This is a genomic window from Pontimicrobium sp. IMCC45349, assembly GCF_047219225.1.
Classification (GTDB): domain Bacteria; phylum Bacteroidota; class Bacteroidia; order Flavobacteriales; family Flavobacteriaceae; genus IMCC45349.
On record NZ_CP178208.1, the window covers coordinates 1 to 17,524 of the forward strand.

Below are 17,524 nucleotides of genomic sequence, written 5' to 3' on the forward strand. Positions count from 1 at the left end.
ATGAATAAAACTGCGCAATCGGTATGGAATAACTGTCTTGAATTCATAAAAGATAATATTCAGCCGCAAGCCTATAAAACCTGGTTTGAACCAATTGTAGCAGTAAAGCTAACTGAAACAGCTTTAAGCATTCAAGTACCTAGTAAATTTTTCTACGAATGGCTTGAAGAGCACTATGTTAAAATTTTAAAAGTTGCACTTACAAAAGAACTTGGTGAAACAGCAAAGCTAGTTTATATCATTAAGATGGAAAATACTTATGGTAACAAACAACCTTTCACAGAAAAAATTCCAAGTTCAAATAGAACTGCTGTAAAAGCTCAAGATGTTGATATTCCTCTAAACAATAAAAACCCAGAATTAAAAAATCCTTTTATCATTCCTGGAATTAGAAATGTTAAGATTGAATCTCAACTGAATCCAAATTATAATTTTGAAAATTTCTTAGAAGGAGACTCTAACCGTTTAGCGAGAAACGCAGGTATCGCTGTTGCGAATAAACCAGGAGGAACTTCTTTTAATCCACTGTTAATTTTTGGTGGTGTTGGTCTTGGTAAAACACATTTAGCTCACGCTATTGGTGTAGATATAAAAGATAAATACCCTGAAAAGACAGTTTTATATATCTCTGCAGAAAAATTCACACAACAATATATTGACTCAGTAAAAAAGAATAATAGAAATGATTTTATTCATTTTTATCAAATTATTGATGTTTTAATTATTGATGATGTACAGTTTTTATCAGGTAAGTCAGGAACACAAGATGTATTCTTCCATATCTTTAACCATTTACACCAAAATGGAAAGCAAGTAATATTAACAAGCGACAAGGCACCTGTTGATATGCAAGATATCGAGCAACGTTTATTATCTCGTTTTAAATGGGGACTTTCAGCTGAGTTACAAAATCCAGATTTTGAAACTAGAGTTTCTATATTAAAAAATAAGCTATATAGAGATGGTGTTGAAATGCCAGAAGACATTATTGATTATGTTGCAAAAAACATAAAAACTAATGTTAGAGAACTTGAAGGTGCTATTATTTCTTTGATTGCTCAATCTTCTTTCAATAAAAAAGAGATTACCATCAATTTAGCTAAGGATATCGTTGAGAAGTTTGTAAAAAACACTAAGCGAGAAGTATCTATCGATTATATCCAAAAAGTAGTGTCAGATTACTTCCAAATGGACGTGGATACACTTCAATCTAAAACTAGAAAGAGACACATTGTACAAGCTAGACAATTAGCTATGTTCTTTGCTAAAAAATTCACTAAAGCCTCTTTAGCTAGTATTGGTTCTCAAATTGGTAAACGTGATCATGCTACTGTACTACATGCTTGCAAGACGGTAGATAACTTATCATCTACTGATAAGCAGTTTAGAAAATACGTAGAAGACTTAACAAAGAAGCTCTCTCTTTAATACTCATAAAATGACTAAAATTTTAATGGTTTGCTTAGGCAACATTTGTCGCTCACCATTAGCTGAGGGTATTTTAAAATCAAAACTACCTCAACAAAACTATTTTATAGATTCTGCAGGAACAGCTGGATATCATGTTGGTGAAAAACCAGATACTCGATCTATTGCTGTTGCAAGAAAATATGGCATTGATATATCTGACCAAAGAAGCAAAAAGTTCTCTATCACAGATTTTGATGAGTTTGATTATATCTATGCAATGGATAGTTCCAATTATCAAAATATAATAGCATTAGCCAGAAACAACTCTGATATAGCCAAAGTAAAAATGATTCTTGAAGAAGTTGCTACGCTTGATAAAATTGATGTTCCAGACCCATATTATGGAGGTAATGATGGTTTTGAAACTGTTTTCCAAATGCTTGATAAAGCCTGCGATAGCATTGCTGAAAAATTAGCATAAAACACTACTAATCAATTAAAAAATACTGATTTCCATTTTTTTTTGTAATTTCCGTAAAAAAGAACCCTAAACTAATTAGCATGAAAAAGATTACTTTTTACATATGCAGTTTCTGTATATCACTTATCTCATTTTCTCAACCTAATATAGAACTAAGTTCTGTTGCATCAGGATTTGATATGCCAGTAAGTATAAAAAATGCTGGTGATTCAAGACTTTTTGTAGTAGAACAAGATGGGAGAATAAAAATCATTAATAGCGATGGCTCTGTTAATGCTACTTCATTTTTAGACATTAACACATTGGTTTTTGACAATTTTGGTATAGGAGACGAACGTGGTCTATTGGGTTTAGCCTTCCATCCAAACTATAGTAGCAATGGCTATTTTTATGTAAACTACATTAACAATAGTGGCAATACTGTTGTTTCTAGATTTACGGTTAGTGCTGGAGATCCTAACACTGCAAATGCTAGTTCAGAATTGAATATATTAACAATCACACAACCTTTTTCAAACCATAATGGTGGCGACATGAACTTTGGACCAGATGGCTACCTTTATATTAGCGTAGGTGATGGAGGTAGTGCTGGCGATCCTCAAGGTAATGGTCAAAATATAAACACGTTATTAGGAAAAATGCTTAGAATTGACGTAGACAACACTAGTAATGGAAATAATTACGCTATACCTAGTGATAATCCATTTGCCGCAGATGGTAATAATGCTACTCTAGATGAAATTTGGGCTTACGGACTTAGAAATGCTTGGAAATTTTCATTCGACTCAGCAAATGGCGACTTATGGATTGCAGACGTTGGTCAAAACCAATACGAAGAAATAAACAAAGTAAACACTTCAGCCTCTGGGTTAAATTACGGCTGGAGATGCTATGAAGGTGATCATGCCTATGATACTTCTGGCTGCCCTCCAATGAACACACTTACTTTTCCAGTAGCTGAATATTCACATTCTAATAGTGGAAACTTTAAATGTTCCATAACTGGAGGCTATAGGCACAGAGGAACTGAAAATACTGGCTTGAATGGTTATTACTTTTTTGCAGATTACTGCAGTAACGAAATAGGCACTCTTGAAGAAGATGGTAGTAACTGGAATATGCATTTATCAGAAGTATATAGTGGCAACAACTGGGTTGCTTTTGGAGAAGACAATCAAGGTGAATTGTATATTGCTGGTATTGTTTCTGGAACAATTTATAAAATTGTTGATGGTGACTTAAGCACGAACGACTTTGAAGAAAATACAGCTGTAAAAATGTATCCAAACCCAGCTAAAGATGAAGTAATCATAAATTTTAATAGCAGCTTACCAGAAACTATCTCTATCTTTGATATTCAAGGAAAACTTGTAAAACAAATAGAAACAATAGAAGAAAACCTACTTAATGTATCTATTAAAGATATTAATAAGGGGTTATACATTGTAAGTTTCAAAACTCAAACTGGAGAAGTAACACGTAAAAAACTGATTATAAAATAAATGATAACCAAAGGTAAACTATATTTAATACCAACAAGATTAGGAGATAATGCTCCTTTAGAGGTTTTACCAATTTCAGTTAAAAAAATCATTGAAATGGTTGACGACTATATTGTTGAAAATGAAAAAACAGCACGACGATTTATAAAAAAAGTCAGTTCTAGCAAGTCTCAGCCTTCATTAAAAATTCATTTATTAAATAAATTCACACAAGAAAGTGAATTACCCAGTTATCTTGATGCATGTCTGGAAGGAAAACCTGTAGGTTTACTTTCTGAAGCTGGATGTCCAGGTGTTGCAGATCCTGGAGCAGATATTGTGAAAATTGCTCATGAAAAAGATATTCAAGTAGTACCATTGGTTGGACCATCATCAATTTTACTTGCATTAATGAGCTCAGGTATGAATGGTCAAAGTTTTACTTTTAATGGCTACTTACCTATTGATAAAGGTGAACGTAAATCAACTTTAAAAAAGTTAGAACGTATTTCTTTCGATAATAACCAAGCTCAAATTTTTATAGAAACACCATATAGAAATAATAAAATGCTAGAAGACATTTGTTCAGTATTACAACCAAACACTAGACTATGTGTGGCCTGCGATATAACTTTACCAACAGAATACATCAAAACAAAATCTATAAAAGACTGGAAACACAATAAAGAGGACTTTCATAAAAGACCTGCTATATTTATAATTCAAAAAGATTAAAGTAAAGACGCTTTTGCCTTTTTGTTTGGAGTAATAAAAGATGTATCGTAACCAGAGAATTTTTTCATATACGATCTTATGTTAGTTCCATAAGCATCTGTAAAACCAATTGCTCCATAACTTCTTAAGTACTTCTTTACACTACCTGGACCAGCTAGATGTGCTGCTGCTAAAATTCCAGACTCAGTTACTAAAACACCATCAATCTTTTTTCCAACAAAACGTTTGATATCTCTACGTAACACCCATTTATTTCTTTCGGCATTTGCTATAAAAGCCTTTTCTTGAAGTTCAGGTGTGTTTAAAAACTGATTTGTATTATGGATTCCTAGAAGTTTTAAAGTACTTCTTCCAAATTGGTATTTCCCTAGGTAACCTAGTGTATTTACAGTAAAATAATCTCCTCTCGATTCTTTAAAAGCAAGCGCTTCTTTAAAACCCACAAAAGTTTTACCTAAAACTGGTGAATCAAAACATTGATCAGAAAGTAATGTTGTTTCTTGGTTAGAATTTAAAGCGATATCATTAGATACGCTATAATCTAAAGTTAAACAATCCACTGAATATAGGTTGTAATCTATTTCAGTTTTAGTACTAAATGCTGTAAACAAAGTTACCATAAGTACTACAGGAATAATCGAATATACTACAATATGCTTATTCATAATTTGAATTTTTAAGCGCATTAAATACACTTTAAATTTCAGCGTGCAAAATTACACATTTTTTTAAATAATTCAAAATTAATCGTTTAAGTGTATTTTTTAGAAGTATAATAGATGAAAAACAGCCTTTTTTTTGTTATTAAACTCTATAGTTGGCATAGGTATCTTAATTGTATTTAATAACGAAAAAAGTGTTTTTAAAGTATGTGATTGTGTTTTAATCTTTGTTAAATCAATATCTAAACTTAAATAAAATTGTCGTTGTCTGTTTTGATTTGGAAAATCAATACTATTAGGTTCATTATCACCAGTCAACATACCATGAGCACCATAACCAATAGCCAAATTCAACCATTTTGGTATCTTATTGGTCTTAAGAAATGAACGCATATTAGCACTTAACCAATAGGTTTGTCCGTTATAATCTTTAAGCATTTGTTCTAATAAGTTTTCACCTAACTTATCTGGACGTTGATTAGCATATTTTGTTTGATGAAAAGAATACTTCATCAATAAGCGTTGCTCATCCCACAACAACTCTTGTCCAACATACAATCCTGTTCCTAATGTATTAGCTGCAATATCTGACCAAGAAAAACCCCATTCCTTAGAAAATCCATCAAAAATCTCAATTGTAGTAAGATAGGACATACTTAAAGCTGCGCCATACAAAAGACTTTTCTTGTCATCTACTCCACTCCATTGCAATGTTTCACTTCCAAGCTTTGTTAATTGATACGAAGAAAATGCATGACCAAGCTTGTCCATTTGTAACCATTCATTAGTATCATCAAGCGTATGAAAGTTTGACTTTTCATAGTCTTTATACCATAATTGGTTTAAACCAATTAAACTTAATCCAGCCAAAGAAGTTTCAGAAATTATAACTGCTTTCTTTCTAGAAGTATTTAAAGTATCACTAGGTTTTAAAAAATCATTAAACTTAGATTGCGAAAAACCATAGGTACTAAATACCAAAAACAGCAAACAATATATATGTCTATTTTTCAATATTAACGTCTTATCCCTTTATTGGTTAAGTAACGTTGATATTCTCTTGCGTTTTGATTATGCTGAGATAATGTTTTTGCAAACTTATGAAACCCTGGCTTATTAGCATCGGCTGCAAAATAAAAGTACTTATGAGTTTCATAGTTTAACACAGCATCTATAGCAGAAATATCAGGCATCGCAATTAAACCTGGAGGTAATCCTAAGTTTTTATATGTATTATATGGCGAATCAATTTCCTTATGCACATTCAGCACTCTTTTAATAACTGTATTCTTATACTTTGGTAATTGATAAGCTGCAAACTTTAATGTTGGATCTGCTTGAAGTGGCCATTTATTATTTAATCTATTAATATAAACTCCTGCAATCCTTGGTTGTTCTGTTCTTTGTTTAGATTCTTCATGAACTATTGACGCTAATGCCATCACCTTTTCTGGCGTCAACCCTATTTTTCTTGCCTTTTCTAATCTCGTATCATTCCAATAACGATTATATTCTTTTAGCATTCTATCTCTAAACCCATCAGCAGTTGTATTCCAAAACACTTCATAACTATTAGGCAAATACATTCCTAAAACTGTTTGTTCACTAAAACCGTTTTGTGTCATGAATGTTTCATCCAACATTGCTTTTACTAAAGAGGTACTGTCTGCTTCAATTTGCGTAGCTATTCTTCCAGCTAAATGAGGTATTGAATGTTGATTATTAAATGCAACTTTAATTGGAATATTATTACTTCTAATTGAATTAATAATATCATTATTATTCATATCCTTAGCAATACGAAACTTTCCTGCTTTTATATTAGTTGTGTATTTCTTTCTATTTGCCAAAGCATCAAAAGTCTCTATATCTTTAAGTAGTGGCTCTAAATCTGCTCTCACCTCTTCATAAGTTGCTCCAGATTCAATAAATACATATGCTTCACTATTATTAAAGTTAGTATTAGGCACAAACATTGCCGAATACACAAAATATGCAAAATATGCAGCTACTACTAAGCCAATAAGTGCTATGGCAAGAAAAATCTTTTTAAAATACATTTACGCGTTTATAAGTTGATATAAATATTCATTTTTATAATGTCCTTCAACAAAGTTCCAATCCTTTTTCAAACCAACTTGCTTAAATCCTTCGTTTTCAAAAAGCTTGATGCTTGCTGTGTTTTCTTCAGAAATATTACAATACAATTGATGCAATTGTAATTTTTTAAAACTATAGTTAACTAATAGTTTTAAAGCTTCGCTTCCAAAACCTTTAGCTCTGTTTTCAGTATCCTTTATTAGTAAGCCTACTCCTGCTCTACCATTAGAAAAATCAAAGTCAAAAATATCTATTAAGCCCAAGGCTTCATTATTATAACTTGAAATTACTAATCGTAATTGCTTTACCTCAAAAATATCTTTATGAGCTTGTTCTAGGTATTGCTTTATTAAAAATTTTGAATAAGGTGTTTGCGTATTACTTATTTCCCAAACAGTCTCATCATTTTCAATGGCATAAACAAACTCTAAATCTTCTGGCTCTAAAGCTCTTAAATATATATGTTCGCCTTTAAGAGTTACCATTCTATCTCTCCTTTAAATACAAATGTTGCAGGACCAATTAACCAAACGTCTTTATAAACATCATCTGTTTTTACAAACTTAACATTAAGTAAGCCACCTTGTGTTTGTAATGCAACATTATTTTTTTCGGTTTCACCTATGTAATGCATTGCCAAAGCTACTGCAGTTACTCCAGTACCACAAGATAGTGTTTCGTCTTCTACTCCACGTTCATAGGTTCTTACTGAGAATTGTGAATCAGAATCTTTTTGAACAAAATTTACATTTGTACCATTTTCTTTAAAGACATCATTATATCTAATTTTTGCACCTTCTTCTTTTACTTCTAAAGACGTTAAACCTTCTTTAAATTGTACATAATGTGGCGATCCTGTATCTAAAAAAACATAGTCTTTGTTTATTTTAACATCTGTTACATCTTGCATTTGTAGTTCTACTATACCATTTTCAATAACTGCATGATGTAAACCGTCTATAGCCATAAAAGTTGCTTGATTAGCAATTACTCCTAGTTGTTTCGCAAAAGCCACTAAACAGCGTCCTCCATTACCACACATAGAGCTTTCATTACCATCAGCATTATAGTATACCATTTTAAAATCTACATCAGCATCGTTCTCTAACAGAATTAGACCATCTGCTCCTATTCCAAAACGTCTGTCACAAAACTGTGCAACAAGTTTTGTGTTCGTTTTATCAAAATGTTCATCACGATTATCAATCATGACAAAATCATTTCCTGTTCCTTGATATTTATAGAAAGTATACTTCATAATACGTGAGCAAATATATAAATATTAAACCGTTTTTCATGCTGTTAAATAGTCGTTAAAGTTGATTTTTCAGCTCAATAATTAGTTAATTTTAATCGTTATTATTTCACTTTTAAAACTTAAAATGAATATGAAAAAGATTTTATCTCTTATGCTTGTATCAGCTTTAGGTGGAGCACTAACCCTTGGAACTTACAAGTTATTTATCGAAAAAGAAAATAGTGTAGTTTTAAACGAGAATACAGATTTACCTATTACTGTTCCTGTAAATTTAAACACTACTAATACAAAATTAACAACTACAAATGTTGATTTTTCTGTAGCTGCAGAAAAAACAATTCATTCAGTTGTACACGTAAAAAACACAACTATTAGCAAAGGCTACACCTCATTTGAAGATTTATTCATGGGAAGACCTAGCCAACGCGCTCAAGTTGGTACTGGTTCTGGAGTGATTATTTCACCAGATGGTTATATTATTACTAATAACCATGTTATTGAAGGCGCTCAATCTATTGCCATTACTATGAATGACAATAAGACCTTTGAAGCACAGCTAGTTGGCACAGACCCAACTACTGATATCGCACTTCTAAAAATTGATGCAAATAATGATTTACCATACACTACTTTTGGTGATAGTGATTCAGCAAAAATTGGAGAATGGGTTTTAGCAGTTGGTAACCCTTTTAACTTAACATCTACAGTTACTGCTGGAATTATTAGTGCTAAAGCACGAGATTTATCAGGTAAAAACACGCAATCTTTTATCCAAACAGATGCTGCAGTAAATCCAGGAAATTCAGGTGGTGCCTTAGTAAATACTAATGGAGATTTAATAGGTATTAATACTGCTATCTCATCACAAACAGGATCTTATATTGGTTATTCTTTTGCTGTTCCTAGCAATATTGCCAGAAAAGTTGTGGAGGATATTATGGAATTTGGAAATGTTCAAAATGGTGTTTTAGGAGTTTCTGGTGGCTCTTTAAACAGTATTAATGCAGAAGATTTAGGAGTAACCGAAACTGAAGGCTTTTATATTAACAATGTAGATGAGGATTCTGGTGCAGCAAAAGCAGGTCTAAAATCTGGTGATATTATAAAAGAAATTGATGGTATTAAAATATCTAAATTCGCAGATTTAAAAGGATTTTTAGGTACTAAAAGCCCTGAAGATGTAGTATATGTAACATTGTTAAGAGATGGTAATACTGAAACTATTCCTGTTACACTTGCTAAAAATAATTCAACAACGTTTCCAACCATAGGTATTTTAAAGAATGCCACTACAAACGATTTAAAAAAATACAATTTAGATTATGGTGTAAAAATTTCAGCTTTTACTGGAAGAAACAAATCTTACTGGCAACAATATGGAGTTGAAGAAGGCACTATAGTTACAGCTATTAATGGTATTAAAATAAAATCTGTAGATGATGTTGAACGCATTAAAAGTGAGCGTTCTCCTTATGATGCATTAAGTATAGAGCTTATAAACAGTGATGGTGAACGCGAGCGCTATAGGTTTAAATAAAATTTTATTTCAATATATAATTTAACCCTTATTTCTTACTTAAGATTTAAGGGTTTATTTTTTTGTTAAAATACGCTACGAAAACGTTTGAAATATATTACTTTTGCCGAAAATATAAAAAGCTAATTATTGACTTTTTAGTCATTTAGCCACTATATTTAAGAAAGCCATTAAAAGCTTTCAAACGTAAATTAAACAACACACTTAAACCAAAAACAATGAGTTTTAACGAAACTTATGAGAAAGAGTTGGCTTTTCAAGCTGATCGTAGAAGAGCTACTGTAGAATTTATTAAAACAGTTAGCGATTTATGGTACGACAACTCTATTGAGTTAGTACTTTTTAGAAATCAGCTTATCGACAAAAATGTAAGCGAAATTCTTAACCTGCATGAATATGCTGGTGAGTTTGTTCAAAAACCAATTTCAATTTTTGATTCTGTAGAAATTGCACAAGCTATTAAAGATTTTGATTTCCCTCCTTCAAAATTAGATATCGGAAAACTTACTTACGAATATCACTTAGAAGATAGTAAGTACAATAACGCTACTGCTTTTGTTGCTGAAAAATTAAAAGAAGCAAAAAAGAATGAAAGCATTACACCTAAAGACGTTATCCTTTACGGTTTTGGTCGTATTGGTCGTTTAGTAGCTCGCGAATTAATGACAAAAACTGGAAAAGGTAGTCAATTACGTTTAAGAGCTATTGTTACTCGTGGTAAGGTTGATGCTACTGTTTTAGAAAAACGTGCCTCTTTATTACGTAACGATTCTGTTCATGGTGATTTTTCAGGAACTGTTCAAATTGATGAAGCAAATAGTGCTTTATTAATCAATGGAACTACTGTAAACATTATTTCAGCTAACGCTCCAGAAGATATCGATTATACGCAATATGGAATTGATAACGCTTTAGTTATTGATAATACTGGTGCTTTTAGAGATAAAGAAGCATTAAGCAGACATATGGCATCAAAAGGAGTTGATAAAGTATTATTAACTGCTCCAGGAAAAGGGATTCCAAACATTGTTCATGGTGTTAACCAATTAGAAAACAATCCAGATGAGATTGATATTTTCTCTGCTGCTTCTTGTACAACAAATGCCATTACTCCTGTATTAAAAGTAATGGAAGATTCGTTTGGTGTAAAAAGCGGACATTTAGAAACAATTCACGCATATACTAATGACCAAAATCTTGTAGATAACATGCACAAGAAATACCGTCGTGGTAGAGCTGCTGGATTAAATATGGTAATTACTGAAACTGGTGCTGGAAAAGCAGTTAGTAAAGCATTACCAAGTTTAGAAGGTAAATTAACATCTAACGCTATTCGTGTTCCTGTTCCTAATGGTTCATTAGCAATTCTTAACTTAGAATTAGAAAATGAAACATCACTTGATGGCATTAATGCAATGATGAAAAAATATGCATTAGAAGGTGATTTAGTGGAGCAAATTAAATATGAATTAAGCGACGAATTAGTATCTAGCGATATTGTTGGAAGCTCTGCTCCTGCTATTTACGATAGTAAAGCAACGATTGTTAGAGAAGATGGTAAAAATGTAATTTTATACATTTGGTACGATAACGAGTATGGTTATAGCCACCAAGTAATTCGTTTAGCTAAATACATTGCTAAAGTAAGACGCTTTACTTATTATTAGTAGGTATAAAAATCCAGATTTTTATTTTTCACGTATATAATTTTAGCCTCACAATTGTGAGGCTAAAAATTTAATATATATCTTGCTAAGATTAATACGCTAACAATAAACGCTACCAAAATGAAATTCTTTAAGTTATCTGTTTTATTACTACTTACAGTAACATTACATACATCGATTCAAGCTCAAAATACAGCTAGTGAAACCGATAAATTATCTCTTAATGAAGGGACTATTGACAATCAATTTGACTACGTAATTAAAAAATCTAATCGTTATCAAGAATTTAAAGTTGTTAAACAAACTTGGTTACACACACTTAAAGCACATACATTAGATTCTTTAAAAGCTATTAAAAAGCAACTTAACGATACCAAAGCTGTTGTAACTACGCAACAAGAAGAAATAGACACTTTAAAAAACAACTTAAGCACTACACAAACTACTTTAGACAATACTAATAAAGAAAAAGATAGTATGGCTTTATTTGGTATGCAAATGAGTAAAGGTGGTTATAATACCTTAATGTGGTCTATAATAGCTGGCCTATTAGCTTTACTTATGTTATTTATCTATAAGTTTAAGAGTAGCAATGCAGTTACAAAAGCTGCTAAAAAGTCATTAGCTGAAACTGAATTAGAGTTTGAAGAGCATAGACGTGTAGCTTTAGAGCGTGAACAAAAAGTGCGTCGTCAATTACAAGACGAAATAAATAAGCATAAAAATAATAGCTAGTAACTACTTAGCTATTTAAATAATACAATTAAAATCTGTAATTTCGATTACAGATTTTTTTGTTTATGAACATTGTACAAGCCACTTTAAACCATATTAATGATTTAGCGCCTTTATTTGATGCGTATCGCATATTTTATAAGCAAACATCTAATTTAGATGCTGCTAAAGCTTTTTTAAAATCACGTATAGAAAATAAAGAATCCACTATTTACTTATGTTATGATAATGACAAAGCAATTGGATTTACACAATTATATCCTCTATTTAGCTCAGTTAGTATGGAACGTATGTATCTACTTAACGATTTGTATGTAGACGCGAATTATAGAAGTAAAGGTGTTGGAAAAATGCTAATTGATGCTACAAAACTATTATGTAAAACTAATAACTATAAAGGCATTGCTATACAAACTGCACATGATAATCCTGCGCAACATTTGTACCAACGCTTAGGCTTTGAAAGCGATAGCGATTTACATTTCTTTTGGACAAATCGTTAATAAAACAATTTATTACTGCTCTTTTTTTACAAATAGTTGCATCCAAATCATTCGTGATAATCTAAAATTAAATGTACTACATAGTAAGGCAACAGCTATAATTCCAAAAAAAGTATAGAGTGGAGATATATTAAATATAAAATGTGATATAATAAAAAAGGCAACAAACTCAGCCACTCCTAAAGCATAACTCACAAACATAGCACCAAAGAAAAATCCTGGTTCACGTTCAAACTTAAAGTTGCACTTTTCACACGTTTCGTTCATTTTAGGAGATTTCAATAAAAGTAAATTCCCTTTAGAACTAAAAACATCTCCTTCTTTACATTTAGGACACTTAGCTTTAAAAACATTTATTATATCCATGATAGATCAATTCAATTAAGACTACAAATTTAAGCTCTTAAAGAATTATTAAACTCATATATAATTCGCTATTTTTTGTACTTTTAGGACATTAACAAGTAGAATGAACACAATATCAGTATTAAATATTCAGGAGTTTGAACCTGAAGTTGAAATGTCAAACTTTTATAGTAACGACTTTAAAACGCATTTACACAAAAACAAAAACCTGTTTAACAAGCCACACAGTCATGATTTTTACTTGTGCGTTATGTTTACTAAAGGTATTGGTACTCATGAAATTGATTTTAACAGTTATCCTGTAAAAGCTGGTAGTGTTTTTTTCTTAAAACCAGGACAAACACACTATTGGACATTTACTAAACAACCTGAAGGCTATATCTTTTTCCACACACGAGATTTTTACGAGCTTCATTTTACAAAAAGTAAACTGGAACAATTTCCTTTTTACTTTACTCAAGAAAACTCACCATCATTACATTTAACCAATGATGAGACTTTATTTATAGAAGCTAAGTTTAAAGAAATTAACAAAGAGTATTATTCAAGCTTAACTTATGTAAAACAAAAAATAGCTAGTTTAATTCATAGTACTTATATAGATTTAGCACGCTATTACACGCAAACAAAACCTATTCAAAAAATTGCATCAGTAACCTACCTAAATACTTTAAATGACTTAGAAAAAGCAATAGACAAGCATTATAAACAAGAAAAGTCGGCTAGTTTTTATGCCAATTTACTTCATATTACACCAAAACATCTTAATAGAATTACTAAGTCAACACTTGGTAAAACCACTACTGATTTAATCACCGAACGTGTATTATTAGAGTCTAAACGCTTAATGGTACACTCCACAAACTCTTTATCTCAAATTTCAGAATTATTAGGTTATAATGACTACGCATATTTTTCAAAGGTCTTTAAGTTAAAAACCAACATGACGCCTTTAGCTTTTAAAAAAGGTTATCAAAATCGTTAGTATATACTTTAATAGTGAAACCTCTTTTTTATACAAAAAAGACTAATTTCGTATTATAAAACAATACTAAATGGAAAGCTATACTATAGCTCGAGTTATACACGTAGTTGCAGTTATTTTATGGATTGGTGGTGTTGCTATGGTAACTACTGTAATAATACCTGCTGTAAAAAAACTAAAGTCTAAAGAAGAACAAATAAAAACCTTCGAACAAATTGAAGGTAGATTTGCACTACAAGCAAAAATCACAACACTCCTAACTGGTTTATCAGGCTTTTATATGTTATATGTTTTAGATGCTTGGGATCGTTATTTAGATATAAAATATTGGTGGATACATGCTATGACAGTGGTTTGGATAATTTTTACCATCGTACTTTATATTTTAGAACCTTTAGTGCTACACAAACTCTTTAAGCGTTACGCTGAAAAAAATCCAGCTAAAACCTTTGCTTTTATGCATCGATTTCATTGGATTTTACTTATTTTAAGTATTATTACAACTATTGGTGCTGTAGCTGGAAGTCATGGTTTATTTTTTATTTAACACTTAAATAATGCATCCAAAAAATCCTTTTTCAAATAATTACGATTTTGATTTACTAATCAAACATTACAAACCTTTAAAGGATTTTGTTTTTACCAATGAGTACAATACACAAACCATAAAATTTGCAGACAAACATGCTGTTAAAGCTTTAAATACAGCTTTATTAAAAACATATTATAATATTGATTGGCATATTCCAGACAGTAACCTCTGCCCTCCTATTCCTGGTCGTTTGGATTATTTGTTATATGTTTCAGACCTAGTACAAAAAGAAAATTTAAAACTACTAGACATTGGTACAGGAGCTAACCTTATCTATCCAATTTTAGGAACCTGTCATTTTAATTGGCAATGTACAGCTAGCGAAGTAGATCGTGACTCATTAAAAAATACAGCGTTATTAATACAAAATAACGAGGCACTACAACCTATTGAAGTTCGCAAACAACAATATAAAAACAGTATTCTAGAGCATATTATACAACCAGATGATTACTTTGATGTGGTTGTTTGTAATCCACCATTTTTTAAGCATCGTTTTGAAGCCCAACAAAAAAACCAACGTAAAGTAAAAAACCTAGGATTAAAAGAACAGGACAACCTTAATTTTGGAGGACGCTCTAACGAGTTATGGTATAAAGGTGGCGAAGAAGCTTTTGTAAAAAAAATGGCTACCGAAAGTGCTTTATTTAAAACCCAAGTACAGTGGTTTACCTCATTAGTATCTCAAAAAGAGCATTTAAAAAACATAAAACGTGCTATTAATAAAACACACCCAACTGAGGTTAAAATAATAGACATGACTCAAGGCAACAAACAAAGCCGTTTTATTGCTTGGACTTTTAATTAACATACGTATTTCTACGTATTGATTTTCTTACTTGAAAACGCTAACTTCGTTTAACAATTTATATAAACAATTAAAACATGTTTATATAAATACATTGTAAAACATATGAAAGAACTACTGCTGAAATTAATAATTGGAATTTTATTTTATTCTTGTTCTTCCTCAAAAGTTGAAAATAATAAAACTAAATACTTCAATGAGAACAATATAGAAATAAGCAAATCTGAATTTAATGAATCTCGTTCAAATAGAAAGTTAATTGAAGTTCAAAATGACTCTTTGAATATAAAAATCCTGACCAATAGAGAAGTTCGAGGTAAAATCAAGAATAAGAAGTTATTCGACAACCTACTTAACAAGTCAGTAAATATAAATGTTGACAGTACAAAACCGACTGTAATAATTTATTACATTGGTAAAGACCCATATAATTCTGGAGGTGGGTTTGTAGATAGACAATGGATGAAAAATTGGAAAAATGACCTTGAAAAAGGACTAAATCAAATAGCAGAAATTAAACCTATTTATCTTTATAAAAACTATAACGGATTAAAAAAACATGAGGGAATTATTCCTTGGAAAAAAGACTTTGAAAATCAAATTTCAGAATTATTTTTTAAGCATAAATATCCTTGGTTAAGTTTTGTTGTAATTTCAAAAAACGGAGACTACATAAGTCGATTTGGTGAATTTACTTTAGATTACGTTTGGGAAGCTACTCAACTTATGAATAAATAAATACGTTTTACAACACTGTGTATAATTAATTGCTTTGGCAAGTTCCTACTCGGAATTTCCTTCGGAAATTCCTCTGGCTTGTGATTGTTTGCTAAATTAGTTGCTTAAACACGCAACTAACCATACACCAACCGTTAAACGAACATTCAAAAAACAAAACTTACTATAAACAACCCAAAACGACCAATGCTACAATTAACATGAAATACTTCTTATTTATAGTCTTTTCTTTATCGTTTACCAATTTTTATTGTCAAAGCATTTATGTGCCATATCGTGTTGGTGATAAATTTGGTATGTCTGATGAGCAGGGAAACTTGGTATTAGAACCGCAATTTGATATTATCAATTTTGCAACGCTTTTTAGTTTTGATAAGTCAAAAAACGAGACCTATTACGTTGGTCATAAAATTTTAAATGACTCTACAAATCTATCCTCATTTATTATCAATGATAAAATCATTCTTAAGGATAAAGATTTTAACACCTACTACTATAATAATGAAATGATAGAAGGTAAAAGATACACCTATTCTAAAGTTAAAGATTATTGGGGAGATCATTATGTTGATACAAGTGTATTATTTACCAATGAAGGTCATCCTATTTTTGATGAAGAATACATTTGGTTTATGACGCTAACACCTATTAGAGATTACGATACTAGTAACGAAATACTAATAGCATCTGCAACCATGGATGATAAATTTACACTCTCATTATACGATAAAAAATTAAAGAAAATAACTAAAACCTACTTCAAAAAAAGTTCACATTTCGCACATAAGTTTAGTGAGCTTAATTACAACGGACTGACAATTATCTATAAAGATGAAAAAGGGCAAGCACATAAGCTTTTCTTTGTTTATGATAAAGACAAAAACATTATTCTACAATCTGATAAACTTATAACACTTAAAGAAGATAAATACGCTGATAACAACACTAATTATGACTATAGTTTACAAGCAGTTGAAGAAGTAGAAACAAAGAACAAATATGCTATAAATAAAAATGACAGTATATCCTTAACGATACCTAGAATAGATATTAAAGGATACTCCTATAAGCTAAGCCGAAAAATAGAAACATTAACGTACGACACTAAAGAGCTTGATAGATCCTTTGCTTATGTTTACATTAAAGATGGTAAATTGGGCATTAAAAGAGACAGAGATAAATCCATAACTCTTGAAGCCAAATACGACGAATTATACTATGCTAGTTTTTCTCTTTTTACTGGATATATTTTAAAAAAGGATAATAAATATGGCTTATATGCTTACCTATACAAAGACCATATTTTTATTGAACCTAAATTTGATATGATACCTTTATTAGCTCGTAAAAACTTTAGAAAAAAGGGATTTCACTTATTAAAATTATTTGATAGTGAAGGGAAACTTTTTTGCTATGCTAATCAAGATGGACTCATTTATTACCAGGAAAAATAAAGCAGCTTTATA

At 30.8% G+C, this 17,524-nt stretch carries 19 protein-coding genes; 13 read left to right on the forward strand and 6 right to left on the reverse strand.

From position 1 onward, the window contains the following. The 4 genes from dnaA to ACLII3_RS00020 all read left to right on the forward strand — a co-directional run bounded on the left by dnaA (position 1) and on the right by ACLII3_RS00020 (position 4,107). A complete protein-coding gene (gene dnaA, locus ACLII3_RS00005; RefSeq protein ID WP_412985453.1) occupies positions 1 to 1,428 on the forward strand; it encodes a chromosomal replication initiator protein DnaA in 1,428 nt (475 codons plus the stop codon). A gap of 10 nt (positions 1,429 to 1,438) precedes the next feature. Further along, entirely contained in the window at positions 1,439 to 1,891 is a 453-nt protein-coding gene (locus tag ACLII3_RS00010; RefSeq protein ID WP_412985455.1) for a low molecular weight protein-tyrosine-phosphatase, read from the forward strand. Between the two features lie 80 nt (positions 1,892 to 1,971). Further along, positions 1,972 to 3,393: a PQQ-dependent sugar dehydrogenase gene (locus tag ACLII3_RS00015; protein ID WP_412985456.1), complete on the forward strand. Its 1,422-nt coding sequence runs from the start codon at positions 1,972 to 1,974 to the stop codon at positions 3,391 to 3,393. Beyond that, the gene (locus ACLII3_RS00020; RefSeq protein WP_412985457.1) at positions 3,394 to 4,107 is read left to right on the forward strand and encodes an SAM-dependent methyltransferase; all 714 of its coding nucleotides are present in this window, start codon (positions 3,394 to 3,396) and stop codon (positions 4,105 to 4,107) included. On the opposite strand, the gene ACLII3_RS00025 is transcribed toward ACLII3_RS00020, so the two are convergent. The 5 genes from ACLII3_RS00025 to dapF form a co-directional block, all read right to left on the reverse strand. Beyond that, on the reverse strand, positions 4,104 to 4,772 hold the full coding sequence (locus ACLII3_RS00025) for a peptidoglycan-binding protein LysM (protein ID WP_412985458.1): 669 nt from the start codon (positions 4,770 to 4,772) through the stop codon (positions 4,104 to 4,106). The genes ACLII3_RS00020 and ACLII3_RS00025 overlap by 4 nt on opposite strands. A gap of 99 nt (positions 4,773 to 4,871) precedes the next feature. Then, positions 4,872 to 5,783 (reverse strand): DUF2279 domain-containing protein, encoded by a 912-nt coding sequence (locus ACLII3_RS00030; protein ID WP_412985459.1) that lies wholly within the window; start codon positions 5,781 to 5,783, stop codon positions 4,872 to 4,874. Positions 5,784 to 5,785: 2 nt separating this feature from the next. Continuing rightward, positions 5,786 to 6,829 carry an endolytic transglycosylase MltG gene (gene mltG / locus ACLII3_RS00035; RefSeq protein WP_412985460.1) on the reverse strand — a complete coding sequence of 348 codons (1,044 nt, stop codon included), beginning with the start codon at positions 6,827 to 6,829 and terminating at the stop codon, positions 5,786 to 5,788. Further along, a complete protein-coding gene (locus tag ACLII3_RS00040) occupies positions 6,830 to 7,354 on the reverse strand; it encodes a GNAT family N-acetyltransferase (protein WP_412985462.1) in 525 nt (174 codons plus the stop codon). After that, on the reverse strand, positions 7,348 to 8,127 hold the full coding sequence (dapF, locus tag ACLII3_RS00045) for a diaminopimelate epimerase (RefSeq protein ID WP_412985463.1): 780 nt from the start codon (positions 8,125 to 8,127) through the stop codon (positions 7,348 to 7,350). Before dapF ends, ACLII3_RS00040 begins: the two co-directional genes overlap by 7 nt. Before the next feature lie 130 nt (positions 8,128 to 8,257). On the opposite strand from dapF, the gene ACLII3_RS00050 reads away from it, so the two are divergent. The 4 genes from ACLII3_RS00050 (at position 8,258) to ACLII3_RS00065 (ending at position 12,569) form a co-directional block, all read left to right on the forward strand. Further along, complete coding sequence (locus ACLII3_RS00050; RefSeq protein WP_412985464.1) at positions 8,258 to 9,664, forward strand: trypsin-like peptidase domain-containing protein; 1,407 nt, start codon at positions 8,258 to 8,260, stop codon at positions 9,662 to 9,664. Positions 9,665 to 9,882: 218 nt separating this feature from the next. Next, positions 9,883 to 11,331 carry a glyceraldehyde-3-phosphate dehydrogenase gene (locus ACLII3_RS00055; RefSeq protein WP_412985466.1) on the forward strand — a complete coding sequence of 483 codons (1,449 nt, stop codon included), beginning with the start codon at positions 9,883 to 9,885 and terminating at the stop codon, positions 11,329 to 11,331. A gap of 120 nt (positions 11,332 to 11,451) precedes the next feature. Continuing rightward, complete coding sequence (locus ACLII3_RS00060) at positions 11,452 to 12,066, forward strand: tRNA (guanine-N1)-methyltransferase (protein ID WP_412985468.1); 615 nt, start codon at positions 11,452 to 11,454, stop codon at positions 12,064 to 12,066. Positions 12,067 to 12,131: 65 nt separating this feature from the next. Further along, the gene (locus ACLII3_RS00065; RefSeq protein WP_412985470.1) at positions 12,132 to 12,569 is read left to right on the forward strand and encodes a GNAT family N-acetyltransferase; all 438 of its coding nucleotides are present in this window, start codon (positions 12,132 to 12,134) and stop codon (positions 12,567 to 12,569) included. Positions 12,570 to 12,581: 12 nt separating this feature from the next. On the opposite strand, the gene ACLII3_RS00070 is transcribed toward ACLII3_RS00065, so the two are convergent. Then, positions 12,582 to 12,935 (reverse strand): DUF983 domain-containing protein, encoded by a 354-nt coding sequence (locus ACLII3_RS00070; protein ID WP_412985472.1) that lies wholly within the window; start codon positions 12,933 to 12,935, stop codon positions 12,582 to 12,584. A gap of 103 nt (positions 12,936 to 13,038) precedes the next feature. Here ACLII3_RS00070 and ACLII3_RS00075 point away from each other — a divergent pair, with 103 nt between their 5' ends. The 5 genes from ACLII3_RS00075 to ACLII3_RS00095 all read left to right on the forward strand — a co-directional run bounded on the left by ACLII3_RS00075 (position 13,039) and on the right by ACLII3_RS00095 (position 17,512). Continuing rightward, positions 13,039 to 13,920 carry an AraC family transcriptional regulator gene (locus tag ACLII3_RS00075; protein WP_412985474.1) on the forward strand — a complete coding sequence of 294 codons (882 nt, stop codon included), beginning with the start codon at positions 13,039 to 13,041 and terminating at the stop codon, positions 13,918 to 13,920. A gap of 70 nt (positions 13,921 to 13,990) precedes the next feature. Next, positions 13,991 to 14,467, forward strand: coding sequence for a hypothetical protein (locus tag ACLII3_RS00080; RefSeq protein WP_412985476.1), 477 nt, complete (start codon positions 13,991 to 13,993; stop codon positions 14,465 to 14,467). A 10-nt stretch (positions 14,468 to 14,477) separates the two neighbouring features. Then, a complete protein-coding gene (gene rlmF / locus ACLII3_RS00085) occupies positions 14,478 to 15,320 on the forward strand; it encodes a 23S rRNA (adenine(1618)-N(6))-methyltransferase RlmF (RefSeq protein WP_412985478.1) in 843 nt (280 codons plus the stop codon). 105 nt (positions 15,321 to 15,425) lie between these two features. Next, positions 15,426 to 16,058 carry a hypothetical protein gene (locus ACLII3_RS00090; protein ID WP_412985480.1) on the forward strand — a complete coding sequence of 211 codons (633 nt, stop codon included), beginning with the start codon at positions 15,426 to 15,428 and terminating at the stop codon, positions 16,056 to 16,058. Positions 16,059 to 16,258: 200 nt separating this feature from the next. After that, positions 16,259 to 17,512, forward strand: coding sequence for a hypothetical protein (locus ACLII3_RS00095; RefSeq protein ID WP_412985482.1), 1,254 nt, complete (start codon positions 16,259 to 16,261; stop codon positions 17,510 to 17,512). Positions 17,513 to 17,524 lie beyond the last annotated feature (12 nt).